This is a genomic window from Marinobacter sp. NFXS9 (genome assembly GCF_040148665.1).
GTDB lineage: Bacteria > Pseudomonadota > Gammaproteobacteria > Pseudomonadales > Oleiphilaceae > Marinobacter_A > Marinobacter_A mangrovi.
Genome location: NZ_JAGDDW010000004.1, coordinates 246,200 through 260,141 on the forward strand (window position 1 = coordinate 246,200; position 13,942 = coordinate 260,141).

Annotated in this window: 11 protein-coding genes; 8 read left to right on the forward strand and 3 right to left on the reverse strand. The window is 63.9% G+C overall.

Features of this window, described 5'->3' with window-relative positions; all coding sequences use genetic code 11:
• Positions 1–44: 44 nt before the first annotated feature.
• On the reverse strand, positions 45–1,745 hold the full coding sequence (locus J3364_RS09025; RefSeq protein WP_349558040.1) for an ExeM/NucH family extracellular endonuclease: 1,701 nt from the start codon (positions 1,743–1,745) through the stop codon (positions 45–47).
• Between the two features lie 89 nt (positions 1,746–1,834).
• Here J3364_RS09025 and J3364_RS09030 point away from each other — a divergent pair, with 89 nt between their 5' ends.
• A complete protein-coding gene (locus tag J3364_RS09030; RefSeq protein WP_349558041.1) occupies positions 1,835–2,242 on the forward strand; it encodes a hypothetical protein in 408 nt (135 codons plus the stop codon).
• Between the two features lie 5 nt (positions 2,243–2,247).
• Here the strand turns inward: J3364_RS09030 and J3364_RS09035 are convergent, their stop codons facing one another.
• Entirely contained in the window at positions 2,248–3,111 is an 864-nt protein-coding gene (locus J3364_RS09035) for a helix-turn-helix transcriptional regulator (RefSeq protein ID WP_349558098.1), read from the reverse strand.
• A 309-nt stretch (positions 3,112–3,420) separates the two neighbouring features.
• Here J3364_RS09035 and J3364_RS09040 point away from each other — a divergent pair, with 309 nt between their 5' ends.
• Positions 3,421–4,710 carry an MFS transporter gene (locus tag J3364_RS09040; protein ID WP_349558042.1) on the forward strand — a complete coding sequence of 430 codons (1,290 nt, stop codon included), beginning with the start codon at positions 3,421–3,423 and terminating at the stop codon, positions 4,708–4,710.
• Here J3364_RS09040 and J3364_RS09045 read toward each other — a convergent pair.
• The gene (locus J3364_RS09045; protein WP_349558043.1) at positions 4,702–4,911 is read right to left on the reverse strand and encodes a DUF3565 domain-containing protein; all 210 of its coding nucleotides are present in this window, start codon (positions 4,909–4,911) and stop codon (positions 4,702–4,704) included. The two genes, J3364_RS09040 and J3364_RS09045, sit on opposite strands and share 9 nt — an antisense overlap.
• A gap of 182 nt (positions 4,912–5,093) precedes the next feature.
• Here J3364_RS09045 and slyA point away from each other — a divergent pair, with 182 nt between their 5' ends.
• The 6 genes from slyA to J3364_RS09075 all read left to right on the forward strand — a co-directional run bounded on the left by slyA (position 5,094) and on the right by J3364_RS09075 (position 13,665).
• A complete protein-coding gene (gene slyA, locus J3364_RS09050) occupies positions 5,094–5,525 on the forward strand; it encodes a transcriptional regulator SlyA (RefSeq protein ID WP_123633585.1) in 432 nt (143 codons plus the stop codon).
• A gap of 115 nt (positions 5,526–5,640) precedes the next feature.
• Positions 5,641–6,957, forward strand: a complete 1,317-nt coding sequence (locus J3364_RS09055) for an MDR family MFS transporter (RefSeq protein ID WP_502882493.1) — start codon at positions 5,641–5,643, stop codon at positions 6,955–6,957.
• A 176-nt stretch (positions 6,958–7,133) separates the two neighbouring features.
• A complete protein-coding gene (locus J3364_RS09060) occupies positions 7,134–8,711 on the forward strand; it encodes a pyridoxal phosphate-dependent decarboxylase family protein (protein WP_349558044.1) in 1,578 nt (525 codons plus the stop codon).
• Positions 8,704–10,032 (forward strand): lysine N(6)-hydroxylase/L-ornithine N(5)-oxygenase family protein, encoded by a 1,329-nt coding sequence (locus J3364_RS09065; protein ID WP_349558045.1) that lies wholly within the window; start codon positions 8,704–8,706, stop codon positions 10,030–10,032. Before J3364_RS09060 ends, J3364_RS09065 begins: the two co-directional genes overlap by 8 nt.
• Position 10,033: 1 nt before the next feature.
• The gene (locus tag J3364_RS09070) at positions 10,034–11,251 is read left to right on the forward strand and encodes an MFS transporter (protein ID WP_349558046.1); all 1,218 of its coding nucleotides are present in this window, start codon (positions 10,034–10,036) and stop codon (positions 11,249–11,251) included.
• Positions 11,248–13,665 carry a GNAT family N-acetyltransferase gene (locus J3364_RS09075; RefSeq protein WP_349558047.1) on the forward strand — a complete coding sequence of 806 codons (2,418 nt, stop codon included), beginning with the start codon at positions 11,248–11,250 and terminating at the stop codon, positions 13,663–13,665. Before J3364_RS09070 ends, J3364_RS09075 begins: the two co-directional genes overlap by 4 nt.
• Positions 13,666–13,942: the final 277 nt, after the last annotated feature.

Genomic DNA, 13,942 nt, shown 5'->3' on the forward strand with positions numbered 1-13,942 from the left:
GGCCTCGCTGTCGCGTCGAACGGGGCGCGCCTGCCAGTCCCGCGTCAGAGTCGCAGGTCGAGATACACCGGATCATGATCGGAGGAACGCCAGGGGCCCGAACCATACAGCCGATCCGCGCGGTCACCGGAATGGTATTCGAGGTTGTAATCCAGCACCGGCGGCTCGTCGGCATTGATGTGCCAGACGGCGCCACCCACCACACGCGTCTGCAGCGACGGATCCGGCAGGAGGTAATCGAGCGTACCGCGTACACCATGGAACCGGTAGCTGTAGCCATCATCGCCGGCCAGCACCGACGGTCGCTGGAACCCTCCTTCTGCCAATATCTGCAGCGGCCTGTCGGTGGCGTGGCTGTTAAGATCCCCCAGCACCAGCGTGTCCTGAGGCGGGAGACCCTCCAGCCAAGTCAGCAGTGTCCGGGCCGAGCGGGCGCGCACTGGCGCGTAGCAGCCCTCACCATCACCCTGACCGACGTTGTCACCACGGGCGTGGCGGCAGGAGCGGGATTTGAAATGATTGGCCACCACCCGCAGCGTCTCGCCGCTGTCGCGCACCCGGAAGGTCTGCGCCAGGGGAACCCGGCTGTAGGCATTGAAGGGCGTCTCATCCAGGCTGTCACTCTTACCCACCGGCTCAACGCGATCGGCGCGATACAGCAGGCCCACGCGGATGGCATCGTCACCGGTGTCGCGCGGGCGAACCGCGGCCCAGTCGTGCCCCAGCGCGGCCACCAGTTGCGCCACCGCGGCATCCGGCCCGCGTCCGTCGTTTTCCAGTTCCATGACCCCCACGATATCGGCCTGCAGCCCTTCAATGGCGCTGACCAGTTTCTGGCGCTGACGCGTCAGTTCCGCCGGACTGTCCGCCCCCCGCGAGGTCGGGAAGCCGCCGCCCCGGCCGTCGCCATTGAAGAAGTTGAGCAGGTTGAAACTGGCCACCCGCAGGGTGCCGTCAGCCGGGGGCGCCGGCCAGTCGGGGCGGGTGTTGCCGCCCACCACCGAGGGCCAGCGATCCGGTTGCAGTCGCCAGCGGTCGTAGCGGAAGTCGAGCACGCCCTGCACCGGCGACAGCAGGTTGCCCGCCCGCAGCGTGTGGTTTGCGGTCAGACCCGGCCGGGGCCAGGGCAGATCGGCAGGATTCTGTTCGAGGCTCCGGTCGTCGAGCAGGAGTTGCTGCTGTGGCGCCAGCGAGTCGGGATAGCGGGGATCGTCCCCGGCCAGTGTGACCAAACCGTAACGCCCCAGGTCGTGGGTGTCGACGACCGTCACCGGATCCGCGAACGCGACACGCATCGCTTCCAGGGCTTCCGGGTCGGTCGGCAGGGGAAAGGACAGGACGACCGGGTCCGGCAATCCGCTGCGACCGCACACCTGAAGACGATCTCCGGCTGTGATTTCCGTCAACCCGTGGAATTCCTTCACCCGACCGCGCACCCGCACGTGCTGACCCACGGCACCGCCGGACGCCCGGGTATAGACAAACACGGCGTCCGAGGTGGTGGGGTCGCGATCGGCGTCTTGCGGCAGGGCCTGCAGATAGAAGCCGCCCAAGCCATGGGGGCCGCGGCCGTCGAGGGTGATCACGCCTTCGACCGCAACGCGGCGACCGGCCAGCGGCGACTGATCGCCGGCACCCTGCACCCGGGACAGCGGAGTCGCGCTGTCTCCGCAGCGTTCCGCCAGGGCCGGGTTGGCCAGCAGAATGCCGCCCAGGAGCGCGAGGATGGAGGCGATGCCTTTCATGATGCCCTTCGTGAAACCATAATGCGTTGTGACCGATGTGCGACCGGCAGTGTCCCCAACGCTCACTGCAGATGCAATGGAGAAACGCAATGAGCCATCCCGTGATCCTGATTATCGTGGCGCTGGCCGCCATTGGCGCGCTGATGGTATTTCAGGCGCGGCGCCGCAACCGTTCCATGGGCCAGTTACGTCGGGAAGGTTTTGTCCCCGACCAGCGTTGGTCTTCCAGCCTTACGGTGGTCACCGAGCAGGGGACGGATCGTTTTGCCGTGGTCTGGCCGGGCCGCTACCAGATATTCCGGGCGGCCCAGATCGTCAGCATCGAGGTCATCGGGCAGGAAATGGAATCGGCTCAGCATCGTCACAAAGTGCAGATCGAGCTGGACGACCCCGACCATCAGGCCATCGGGCTGGCCACGCTCAACCGGCGTGACCGTGCGGAGAAATGGGCCCGGGAAATCCGCGACTGGCGGGCCATCCACGTCGCGGACGGCTAGGCGGCTTACAGCCAGGTGCGCAGGTCGTCGCGATTGGCCAGTTCAAGCTGCTGGACCAGCGGATCGCTGTGTGGGGTATCGCCACTGAGCCCGGCCAGGGTCAGCATGTAACGGACCAGGGCGGCCCGGCTTTCGATCTTCAGCTGACCGTCGACCATGGCGTAATCGTTGGCCACGATGGCCTGCTGATCGGCCGACAGGCGCTGGTCCGGCCGCAGCATAATGTTGACCGTGGTGTTCCAGGCCTCGTCGTTGCGGGCCTTGTGTCGGCTGCGCTCGGGCAGGACCTGGGGCACACCGCGGAAGCGGCTGAGCACGAAATCGCGGTATTCGCCATTGGTTTCGCACCAGGCGCGCACGTGCCAGCGCTGGCCGCTGTAGACCAGGGTATGCGGCTCGAGCGTTCGGCGTTCGCCTTCCGGCCGGGTGAGCGAGAAGTATTCCGCCTCCAGGCGACGGCCCTGACGCGTCGCCAGGACAATCGGGCGCACCACTTCCGGCTCCGCCAGGCGGCGCGGCACATGCAGGATCTCGGTGTTGGGCAGACCCAGATCGAGGGATTCGAAGGTCTCGCTCAGGGCGTGATCGCGGCCCAGCACTTCCAGGTATTCGTCGGAGCGCCCCTGCGTCACCGCGGGACGGAACTGATCGGCGGGGACGTAGCCTTTCAGGTGACGGTCGTACTCCAGGTTGCCCGGCGCGACCTCCCGCAAGTAGGTGTTGATGTCCTTTGATGCCTGCTGGCGACCTATCCCGAAAGCATGGCAGATGTGGTTGGTCGTCAAACGACCTTCCCACAATGCGATGATTTCAATCAGGCGGTAACGTAGCAGGAGATCCCATCGAATGGGCCAGTCCGTTTTTTTCATCATGTGGCGCTCTTTCTTGACTGATTGAATTTCGATCAATCCGTAACCAAAGTCGATATGCTAGCAGCTTCCCGACACGCCGCGTGTTACGGCACATTAATGTCAAATAACGTTAAACAGTGGACTAATAGTTTGGCTGTTTCCAGAGAAATCCACCACTTACATTCAGGTAACATCCGCCATTCGGGAAGTGCGTAATCGCTTACAAAGCCGGCCTCTGATTAAATCGCATGCGCCCGGCACGCTCTCCTGATGCCTGCTATGGTGTGTACGTATCTGCTGTCGCCAAAGGCCTCCGGAAAAACTGCCATGAGACGAATGGTCGCCTCCCTCTCTGCCCTGATTCTCAGCACTATGCTGCTGGTCAGCGGCAACGCCTTCCTGATGACGCTGCTGGGTATCCGGCTGGGGCTCGAGTCCATTGATCCCGCCACCATCGGGCGCGTGCTGGCGTGTTATTCCATCGGCTTCGTCATCGGCACACTGACCGTCAACCGGGTCATAGAGCGGGTGGGGCACATTCGCGCCTTCGCCGTGTTTTCGGCGCTGACGGCCGTCATGGCCCTGCTGTACCCGGTGGCGCTGTCGATGACCTTCTGGGCGTTCCTGCGGGTGCTGTCCGGTTTCAGCATGGCCGGCGTGCTGCTGGTGGTGGAAAGCTGGTTCAGCAGTCGGGCCACCAACAGCAATCGCGGCACCCTGTTTGCCGTCTACCAGATCGTGTTCTTCGTGTCCGTGGCGGGCGGGCAGCTGATCGTCAACCTGGGCGATCCGGCGTCGTTCCTGCTCTACACGCTTGCCGCCATCCTGCTGACACTGTCGCTGATCCCCCTGTCCCTGACCCGGATGGAAGCGCCCGCCATCGAACAGGTGGCCCGAATTTCCATCTTCACCATGCTGGGTCAGTCCACTACGGGGGTGCTGGGCGCGCTCACTTGCGGTGTGCTGATCGGCACCTTCTACGCCCTGGGACCGGTCTACGCCACGCTGATTGGCCTCGACCTGGCACAAACCTCCGTCTTCATGGCCACGGCAATCATCGCCGCCATGTTGCTGGCCTGGCCCATGGGCCGGGTCTGTGACCGTTTCGACCGGCGGCGGGTGATGCTGACGCTGTCCTTCGTAGCCGCCCTGGCCGCCTGCGCGGCTGCGTTCCTGGGCGTCGACCATCCGGTTCTACTGATCGTCGCGGTGGGCGCGTTTACCGGGCTGTCGGCGGCGCTTTACCCGATCGCCGTCGCCATCACCAACGACCGCATGGAGCAAACACACATTGTGGCCGCCAGCGCCACGCTGCTGCTGAGCTACGGTCTGGGTAGCGTGTTGGGGCCGCTGGTGATCTCGGAGCTGATCGGTGTGATCGGCCCCGGCGGCCTGTTCCTGGGCAGCGCCGGCTTCCTGGTACTGCTCGGACTGATCACCGGCTGGTACATCTGGACCACCGAGGACATCCCGGTCGAGCAGCAGGAACACTTCGTCAGTACCATGCCCGAGGCCATGCCCGTGCTGACCGAGATGGATCCGCGCAACGAGGAGTTCCACACCTCGCCGGAAGCGGCTGAAATCGCCGAAGAGATGGCCACCGAGCCGTCAGCCTGATGTGTCCGTTGGCTCGCCCCGGTCGCACTTCAAACAATCCAGGCAGGCGCCCAGCCGGCTATGCCGTCCCGCGTCGGTGCTCACCCAGGGGCGGTTGATGAACGGTGGCCGGTGCCGCACATGCTGGCCGTGACCGCAGGCCAGTTGCGCCACCCAGTCGCCGGCGTCGTCCTGATAAAAGCCCTTAATCGGTTGTTTCATGACCTGATACGTTAATCAGTGGGTTCCTAAAGATTGCCCGGGCAAAGCGCTTTCGGTTTTCCCTCATGTTAATTCTGATCCCGCATCTGTTTTCATTACAACTGTTAGCAAACTAGTATTAATTATCCTGTCACGCGCTTTTTTGTCATCCAGCGTGACCGCATCCTGTCGGGAGTTTTCTGATGAAAGACCAGTTTCCCTTCGCCGTGGCACGGGTTACCCGCCGCTGGCGCAAACTGCTTGATGAACGCCTCAAAGACCTGGGCGTCACCCAGGCCCGCTGGACCACCATGGTCTATCTGCAAAAAGGCGGCGAAGGCCTGACCCAGCGCGAGCTGGCCAGCCTGATGGCGATCGAGAACCCGACGCTCGTGCGCCTGCTCGACAGTCTGGAAGGTCAGGGCCTGATCGAACGCCGCCCCTGCCAGAAAGACCGCCGTGCCCGCCGTCTGCACCTGACGTCCGCCGGTGAAGCCTTCATGGACGACCTCAACGGCCGCGGCGAAAAGCTCCGTGAGGAAATGCTCGAGGGCGTGGACGACGCCGACCTGGAAGTCGTACTTCGGGTCTTCAACCGCATCATGAAGAACGCCGAGCAGCTGCAGGGCCACTGACCCCTACCGATTCCGCCGACGCCATGGACGGAGGCACCCCCTGAAAGACTTCAGTCTGGACGCACTGCGCGAACGTCACGGTGCCCGCTGGCGCTGGCTGGCGGTCGCCACGGTGATGCTGGGCACCATGGCTACGGTGCTCAGCGCGACCATCGTCAACGTCGCGCTGCCGGACATCATGGCGTACTTCGCGATTGGCCAGGGCCAGGCCCACTGGCTGGTCACCGGTTTCATCGCCGCCATGACCACCACCATGCTGACTACCGGCTGGCTGCTGGACCATTTCGGCCTGCGCCGCACACTGGCCAGTGCCATGGTCCTGTTCAGCGTGATGTCGGTGGCCGGCGGTTTTGCCACGTCGCCGGAATGGCTGATCCTGTCCCGCATCGGCATGGGCGCCATGGCCGGCCTGATGCAGCCGATGGCCATGTACCTGGTGTTCCGGGCGTTTCCCCGGGAGCAACGCGGCCAGGCCATGGGGATCTACGGCATGGGCGTCATCCTGGCACCCGCACTGGGCCCCGTCATCGGCGGTTTTATCGTGGATCAACTGAGTTGGCGCTACGTGATGTTTGCGCCCGTCCCGGTGACCCTGCCGGGCGTGATCATGGTCTACCGCTATTTGCCCTGGCCCGTGAGCCGGCCAGCCCCGTACCGTTTCGACTTTGCCGGCTTCCTGTGGCTGGCCCTGTTCATTGCCACCAGCCTCGATGCCCTCAACACCCTGCAACATGCCGAAGGCGAAGGTCTCCGTATCGCCCTCAGCGGCACGCTGGCCCTGCTGGCACTGATCCTGTTTGCCCGCCGCGAGCGCCGGGCCGCCAACCCGCTGCTGCACCTGGGGCTCATGCGCCGTCCGGAATTCCGTAGCGCCTGTCTGGGTGCCGTGGCCCTGGGTCTGGCGCTGTTCGGATCGACCTACCTGATTCCGCTGTTCGTGCAGTCGGCGCTGCAGTTCTCGGCCACCGAAGCCGGGCTCCTGATGCTGCCTGCCGGCATCGCCCTGGGCATCACCTTCCCGATCGCCGGCTGGCTGGCCGACCGCAAACCGGCACGGCGTATGATCAGGATCGGGATCCTGGTGTTTGCCCTGTCCACCGCGCTGTTTGCGTTTTCCGACCAGGCACTGGGCTTTTTCTGGCTGGCCACCTGGGCCGTCATCGGCCGCGTCGGTCTGGGCCTGATCATGCCGTCCCTGTCCACCGGCGCGCTTAACCCGTTGGAGCCCCACGAGCTGGGCTACGGCTCCAGCATCATCAACTTCACCCGCCAACTGGGCGGCGCCTTTGGCGTCAACGTGGTGGCGCTGACGCTGGAATACGGCGAGCACAGCCACGGCCTGCCGACCATCGACGCCTTCCACAGCGCCTGGTGGCTGGTCACGGCCTTTGTCCTGCTGGCGCTCTGGCCGGTTCGCCGCATCCCCGGCTGATCAAACGCTTTGAGCATTTCCTCCCTAACCTGACAGAGAGTTAATCCACCCGGTGACGATTCCGGGTTTACTTTTCTACGCCCATTTAACGAGAATGATTCGCATTAGCTTATGAGTATATATAGCAATTACCCCGGAAATTGCTGCCTCCAACGCCAACCCGATGGATAAGGCTTATGATGGATCAACCAAGCCCGCTACACCCGTCCCTGTTTTCAACCACCTCAACCTCGATAGCCAACCCCGAAGATTTCCTGTTCAACGCCCAGCAATCCGAGCATTACCGCGTCACACTGGAGCAGGGGATCGATCTGATCCAGCGCCGCCTGGCGTTGGCCGACCAGCCGTTCTCCGGGATCCTGCCCGGCGAGCTGGCACCCCGCTTTCAGGGGCTCGATCTGGATCAGCCGCTGGACGGCCTGGGCGAAGTGCTGTCCGAGTTGGATGAGCTGTACCTGCAGGACGCGATCTACTTTCACCACCCCCGTTATGTGGCCCATCTCAACTGCCCCATCGTCACACCGGCCATCCTGGCGGAACTGATCCTCAGCAGCGTGAACACCTCAGTGGACACCTGGGACCAGAGCGCCGGCGCCACGCTGATCGAGCAGAGCCTGATCGACTGGACGACCGGTCGCATCGGACTGGGTCCGAAAGCCGATGGCGTATTCACCTCCGGCGGCACCCAGTCCAACCTGATGGCCATGCTGCTGGCGCGGGACAACGCCTGCGAGCGGCTCTGGGGCCACAACGTCCGCGAGCGGGGCATTCCCCGGGAGGCCAGCCGCTTCCGGATTTTCTGCTCCGAAGTCAGCCATTTCAGTCTGCAAAAAGCGGCCGCCCTGCTGGGACTGGGCTACGACGCCGTGGTGCCGGTCGCCTGCGACGAGCACTTCCGCCTGGATCCCCACGCGCTTCGGGCGTCACTGGATGCGGCCGCCGAGGCGGACCAGATCCCGTTGGCCATCGTCGGCACCGCCGGCACCACCGATTTCGGCAGCATCGACCCGTTGCCAGAAATCGCCCACATCGCCCGCTCGGTGAACGCCTGGTTCCACGTGGATGCGGCCTATGGCTGCGGCCTGCTGCTGTCGCGCCATCACCGCCAGCGGCTGGCGGGCATCGAGCAGGCGGACTCGGTCACGGTCGACTACCACAAATCGTTCTTCCAGCCAGTCTCCTGCAGTGCGCTGCTGGCCCGGGACAGCGCCAACCTCGGCTGCGTCACCTGGCACGCGGAATACCTCAACCCACTGAGCCAGCGCCAGGAAGGCACGCCCAACCTGGTGGACAAGAGTCTGCAGACCACGCGCCGGTTCGACGCGCTCAAGCTCTGGCTGACCCTGCGCACCATGGGGCCCGATGCCCTGGGCGACGCCTTTGAACGGGCCATGGCCCTGGCCCGCAAGACCTACCTGTTGCTGCTGTCCGACGAGCAGATCGACGTACTGCATCAGCCGGCCCTGAGCGCGCTGGTGTTCCGCTATCACCCGGCCCGGGCGTGTTCCCCCGAGCAGCTGGACGCCGCCAACCGTGCAATCCGCAAAGCCATCATGCGCTCGGGCGAGGCCATGGTGGCGGCAACCCAGGTGCGTGGCCGCCACTACCTGAAATTCACCCTGCTGAATCCGGCGACCCGGATTCAGGACATCCAGGCCATCCTGCGCCTGATCAAACAACACGGGGAGGCTTACTTCCGCGAGGCGGACAATCCCCCGGTCCAAGCGGCACGCAAGGAGGCGGTCCATGGCTGAGCGCATTTACGACGTTATCGGGATCGGGATCGGCCCGTTCAATCTGGGCCTGGCCTGCCTGGCGGAACCCATCGACGGACTGGACAGCCTGTTCCTGGACGAGAACCCCGGCTTCGACTGGCATCCGGGGCTAATGATTGAGGGTGTCCACCTGCAGACGCCGTTCATGTCCGACCTGGTCACCCTGGCCGACCCCACCAGTCCCTACAGCTTCCTCAACTACATCAAGCAGCAGGGGCGCCTTTACAGCTTCTACATCCGGGAGGATTTCTTCCTCCAGCGGCGGGAGTACAACCAGTACTGCCAGTGGGCCAGCAAGCGGCTGCACAATGTCCGGTTCAACACCTTCGTCGAGCAGGTCGAGTTCGACAGCGACCGGGACTGCTACAGACTGCGCACGCTCTGCTCCCGAACCGGCCAGCCCCGGGATTACCTGACCCGCCGCCTGGTGCTGGGCACGGGGCCGCGCCCCCATCGCCCGAGCTGCTGTGACGACCTGGACGGCCCGGTGCTGCACGCCTCGGACTACCTCAATCGCAAGGAAGAACTGCAGTCCCGGAACGCCATCACCCTCGTTGGCAGCGGCCAGAGTGCCGCGGAAATCTTCTACGACCTGCTGCAGGACATCGACAGCCACCACTACACCCTGAACTGGCTGACCCGCTCACCCCGCTTCTTCCCGCTGGAATACAGCAAACTGACCCTGGAAATGACGTCCCCGGAGTATGTGGACTACTTCTTCAGCCTGCCGCGGGAAAAACGCGATCATCTGGTGACCCACCAGAAGCACCTGTACAAGGGCATCAACACCGACCTGATCAACGCCATCCACGACCTGCTGTATACCAAACGACTCGCCGGTCACGTGCCGGTGAATCTGCAGACCAACGCGGCACTGCTTGAGGCCCGTTTCAATCGCCAACGCCAGCGGTATGACCTGACCTTCGAGCAGGTGGAGCAGCAACGCCGCTTCCAGCACCAGACCGAAGCGCTGGTGCTGGCCACGGGTTACCAGTACCGGCCGCCGGCGTTCCTTGAGGGGATCGCCGACCGCATCCGCTGGGACGAGCAGGGACGCTTCGATGTGCGGCGCAACTACAGCATCGACCGCGAGGGGGCCCGCATCTTCGTGCAGAACGCCGAGTTGCACACCCACGGCTTTGTGACGCCGGACCTGGGCATGGCCTGCTATCGCAACAGCTGCATCCTGCGCGAACTGACCGGCGACGAGCCGTACCCGATCGAGGAACGCATTGCCTTCCAGCAGTTCGGGGTGCCCGACGCGGAGGCGCTGACCCGCCCCCAGGACGCACTGGCCTGATATGTCGGTGTCCATGAAAGCCTGGCTCATCGGCCTGACCGCCATCGCGGTGGTCAGCGACTCGATGCTGATTCCCTTCTATCCGCACTTTTTCGAGAGTGCGTTCGGCGTGACCGACGCCGGTCTGGTCGGCCTGTACATCGCCGCCTGCTGCCTGACGGTCATGCTGGCCTTCCCAGTGTGGGCGCGGGTGGCGCGACACCTGTCGTTGCTGCCCCTGCTGATCGGTACGCAACTGCTGGCCGGCGTGCTCAGCGTGCTGTGCTACTGGACCGCCAGCCTGACCCAGTTCTGGGCCATCTCGTTGGCCATGCTGGTGTTCAAGGCCAGCTACCTGCTGATCTATCCCCAAATCATGCGGCTGGAGCAGGCCGACGCCCACGGCCGAACCATCGGCTTGCTGTCGGTGATCGTCCACTTCGGTGGCATCGGCGGCGCCTTACTCGGCGGCGCGGTTCTGCAGTGGTTCGAACCGCGGCAGGTGTTCCTGCTGATGGCCGTGGGCGACTTCCTGCAAACGGGCATTTGCTTTCTGCTGCAAAGACGCGAAACACCAGCCGTTTCGATCGGCAATGCCCCGGAGGACACATCGACGCCCGCCTCCGGCGTCTCCAATACGACCGTGGTACTGCGCCTGTGTCTGGTGATGGCGGTGTTCTACTTCAGCGCCTTCCTGGTGCGGCCGTTCTTCGTGCGCTACTGGGAAGCCCTGTCCGGCTGGAACGATGCGTTCTACGCCGGGGTCATCTTCGCGATCCCCGGCGCCGTCGCCCTGTTCGCGCTGTGGCGCAGCTATCGTCAACCGGTTGCGACCGAAGCCCACTGGCAGATCCTGCCCGCCATGGTTTATGTGACGGTCGGCCTGCTGTTGCAGGCAGTGCCGTCGATGCCCGTGGTCCTGGTCGGCCGCCTGTTGTTCGGCTGGGGACTGTTCCGCGCTACCGTTCGGCTCGACCAGTTGCTCTTCGCCCTGAGCCAACCCCGGGACTACGCCACCGACTTCAGCAAAGTCAGCTTCAGCCAGAACCTGGGCGTGCTGGTCGCCTCCTGGGCCGCCGGCGCCGTGGTCGCCACCACAGGCCTTGATGTTCCGTTCTATCTGGCGGCCGCCGGTCTGGTGCTCAGCGCCGGCCTGTTCTACGGCCTGCTCTATCGTCCGCAACGCCAGACGGGCGTTGCGTCCCCCTCACGTTCCCGCCTATCAAGGAGCGACGCATGAACGCATTACCGGCACAGCAGCCTTTCACCTACCTGGACCCGACTCTCGGCGCCTTCGAGATCCGGCCCCTGCAGGTACCCGACGATATCCCACTGGTCAGGAGCTGGCTGCGCCAGGATCGTGCCCACTACTGGGGCATGCAGTCCATGGACGAGAATGACCTGGCCGCGTTCTACCGGGACCTGCCCGAATCCGGCAAGGGCGATGCCTTTATCGGCTACCACCAGGGCTACCCGGTCTTCCTGATGGAGTGCTACGACCCGGCCCGGGATCCCGTCGGTGAGCATTACACCGTCCAGCCCGGCGATCTGGGGATGCACATCCTGATCGCACCAACCGATACGCCACTCAAAGGTTTCAGCCGCGCGGTCTTCCGCGGCATCATGACGTTCATGTTCCGCCAACTGGGTGCGCAGCGGATCGTGGTGGAACCGGACACCCGCAACGAGGCCATCCACACGCTCAACAAAGCGGTCGGTTTTGTCTATGAACGCCCCATCGAACTGCCGGACAAGACCGCCGATCTGGCGTTCTGCACCGCCGCCCAGTTCGAGGCGATCCAGCCGCAGAGAGCCTCCCGGCAAACGCCGCAGCGCCGACCGGCCCCCCGCACGGTCAGCGATCATCTGCAACCGGCGATCTGGGAGAAGGTCAACCGGCTGCTGGTGCGCAAGGCCATCAGCGAACTGTCCCACGAGCGGGTGCTGGCCCCGGACCCGATCGAGGGCGAAGACGGACGCTATCGCCTGTTTGCCGACGACGGCACCACCGAATACCGCTTCAACGGGCGCTGCATCACCCTGGATCACTGGCTGGTGGATCCGGACAGCCTGGAGAAGTGGGCCGAAGGCGGCCAGGGTGAGATCGATGCCAGTCGCTTTATCCTCGAGTTCCGCGAGCAACTGGGTATCTCCGAGGCCATGTTGCCCACGTACCTGGAGGAAATTTCCAGCACGCTGTACGGCAGCGCCTTCAAGCACCACCGGTCCAGCCCCACCGCCGAAGAACTGACCCGGGCCGACTTCCAGACCGTGGAAGCCAGCATGTCCGAAGGCCATCCCTGCTTTATCGCCAACAACGGCCGGATCGGCTTCGACGCGCTGGACTATCCGGCGTATGCCCCGGAATCCGGCCAACCGGTACAGCTACTTTGGCTCGCCGCCCATCGGGAAGACACCGTCTATGCCGGCACCGATGGCCTGGACCATCGCAATCTGCTTCAGGATGAGCTGGGGGAAGGCCAACTGCGCCGCTTCGACGACCAGTTGCGCAAGGACGGTCACGACCCGGCCGACTTCCACCTGATCCCGGTTCATCCGTGGCAGTGGTACAACAAACTCGCCCACCTGTTCGCCAAGGCGCTCGCCCAGGGTCGTCTGGTCTGTCTGGGCTACGGCGAGGACCAATACCGCGCCCAGCAATCGATCCGCACCTTCTTCAACCAGGACCAGCCGGAAAAGCGCTACGTCAAAACAGCCCTGTCGATTCTCAACATGGGCTTCATGCGCGGCCTGTCGCCGTATTACATGAGCACCACGCCGGCCATCAACGATTTTATCCACAACCTGATCAGCCAGGATCCCTACCTGTCGGACACAGGCTTCAGCATCTTGCGGGAAGTGGCCGGGGTGGGTTACATGCACCCGGATTTCGAAACCACCCTCGACAAGCACAGCCCCTACCGCAAGATGCTCTCCGCCCTGTGGCGCGAAAGCCCGATCCCGACGCTCAAACCCGGTCAGCGACTGATGACCATGGCGTCCCTGCTGCATGTGGATAACGACGGCCGCGCCGTGCTGCCGGCGCTGATGCGGGCTTCAGGCCTGGCGCCGGAGGACTGGCTGAGACGTTACCTGAAAGCCTACCTGAGCCCACTGCTGCACTGCTTCTATGCCCATGACCTGGTGTTCATGCCCCACGGCGAAAACCTGATCCTGGTGATGGACGACCAGGTGCCGGTGCGCATGATCATGAAAGACATCGCCGAGGAAGTGGCGATCATGAACGAGGAGGTGGTGCTCTCGGAGAAAGTGCAGCGTCTGGCGGTGTCCGTGCCGGAGGAGCTGAAGATCCTGTCGATCTTTACCGATGTATTCGACTGCATCTTCCGCTTTATCGGCGGCCTTCTCGAAGAGCAGGGGGATATCGGCGAGGACCGGTTCTGGGCCCTGGTGGCCGAGTGCGTGCACGACTACCAGGCCGCGCACCCGCACATGGCCGAAAAGTTTGCCGCCCACGATCTGTTTGCACCGGAGTTCACGCTGTCGTGCCTGAACCGTCTGCAACTGGCCAACAACCAGCAGATGATCAACCTGACGGATCCGGCGGCCAACCTGCAGTTTGCCGGCACCCTGAAGAATCCGATTGCGGTTTATGCGAAGCGGCCGGAGACGGTGGCGACGGCCGGGGACTGAGGGACACAAGCAACCTGACGGGCCGTCCCAAGGACGGCTCGGAAGCTGAAGCATCTGAGGCGCCGGCAGGCGCCCATCATTACAAACGCCCTTCAAGGGCATGTATTACCAAGAGAGTTTTGCACAGGGTCCAATCGAAACCAATGGAGGCCATCGCTGGAGCCGAGGACAGGGATGTCCTCATCGCATAGGCGGCCACGGACGGCCCTCTTAGGCGACGGAAGCGATGGCCTCCATTGGTTTCAGACTCCAAACTCAATAGAAATCGTCTCTACAA

Excerpts from the sequence above, each read along its gene's own strand:
- J3364_RS09040 (WP_349558042.1), top strand. The coding sequence starts at position 3,421 with ATGAGACGAATGGTCGCCTCCCTCTCTGCCCTGATTCTCAGCACTATG.
- J3364_RS09055 (WP_502882493.1), top strand. The coding sequence starts at position 5,641 with ATGCTGGGCACCATGGCTACGGTGCTCAGCGCGACCATCGTCAACGTC.
- J3364_RS09065 (WP_349558045.1), top strand. The coding sequence starts at position 8,704 with ATGGCTGAGCGCATTTACGACGTTATCGGGATCGGGATCGGCCCGTTC.
- J3364_RS09070 (WP_349558046.1), top strand. The coding sequence starts at position 10,034 with ATGTCGGTGTCCATGAAAGCCTGGCTCATCGGCCTGACCGCCATCGCG.
- J3364_RS09045 (WP_349558043.1), bottom strand. The coding sequence starts at position 4,911 with ATGAAACAACCGATTAAGGGCTTTTATCAGGACGACGCCGGCGACTGG.
- J3364_RS09060 (WP_349558044.1), top strand. The coding sequence starts at position 7,134 with ATGATGGATCAACCAAGCCCGCTACACCCGTCCCTGTTTTCAACCACC.
- J3364_RS09030 (WP_349558041.1), top strand. The coding sequence starts at position 1,835 with ATGAGCCATCCCGTGATCCTGATTATCGTGGCGCTGGCCGCCATTGGC.
- slyA (WP_123633585.1), top strand. The coding sequence starts at position 5,094 with ATGAAAGACCAGTTTCCCTTCGCCGTGGCACGGGTTACCCGCCGCTGG.
- J3364_RS09075 (WP_349558047.1), top strand. The coding sequence starts at position 11,248 with ATGAACGCATTACCGGCACAGCAGCCTTTCACCTACCTGGACCCGACT.
- J3364_RS09025 (WP_349558040.1), bottom strand. The coding sequence starts at position 1,745 with ATGAAAGGCATCGCCTCCATCCTCGCGCTCCTGGGCGGCATTCTGCTG.
- J3364_RS09035 (WP_349558098.1), bottom strand. The coding sequence starts at position 3,111 with ATGAAAAAAACGGACTGGCCCATTCGATGGGATCTCCTGCTACGTTAC.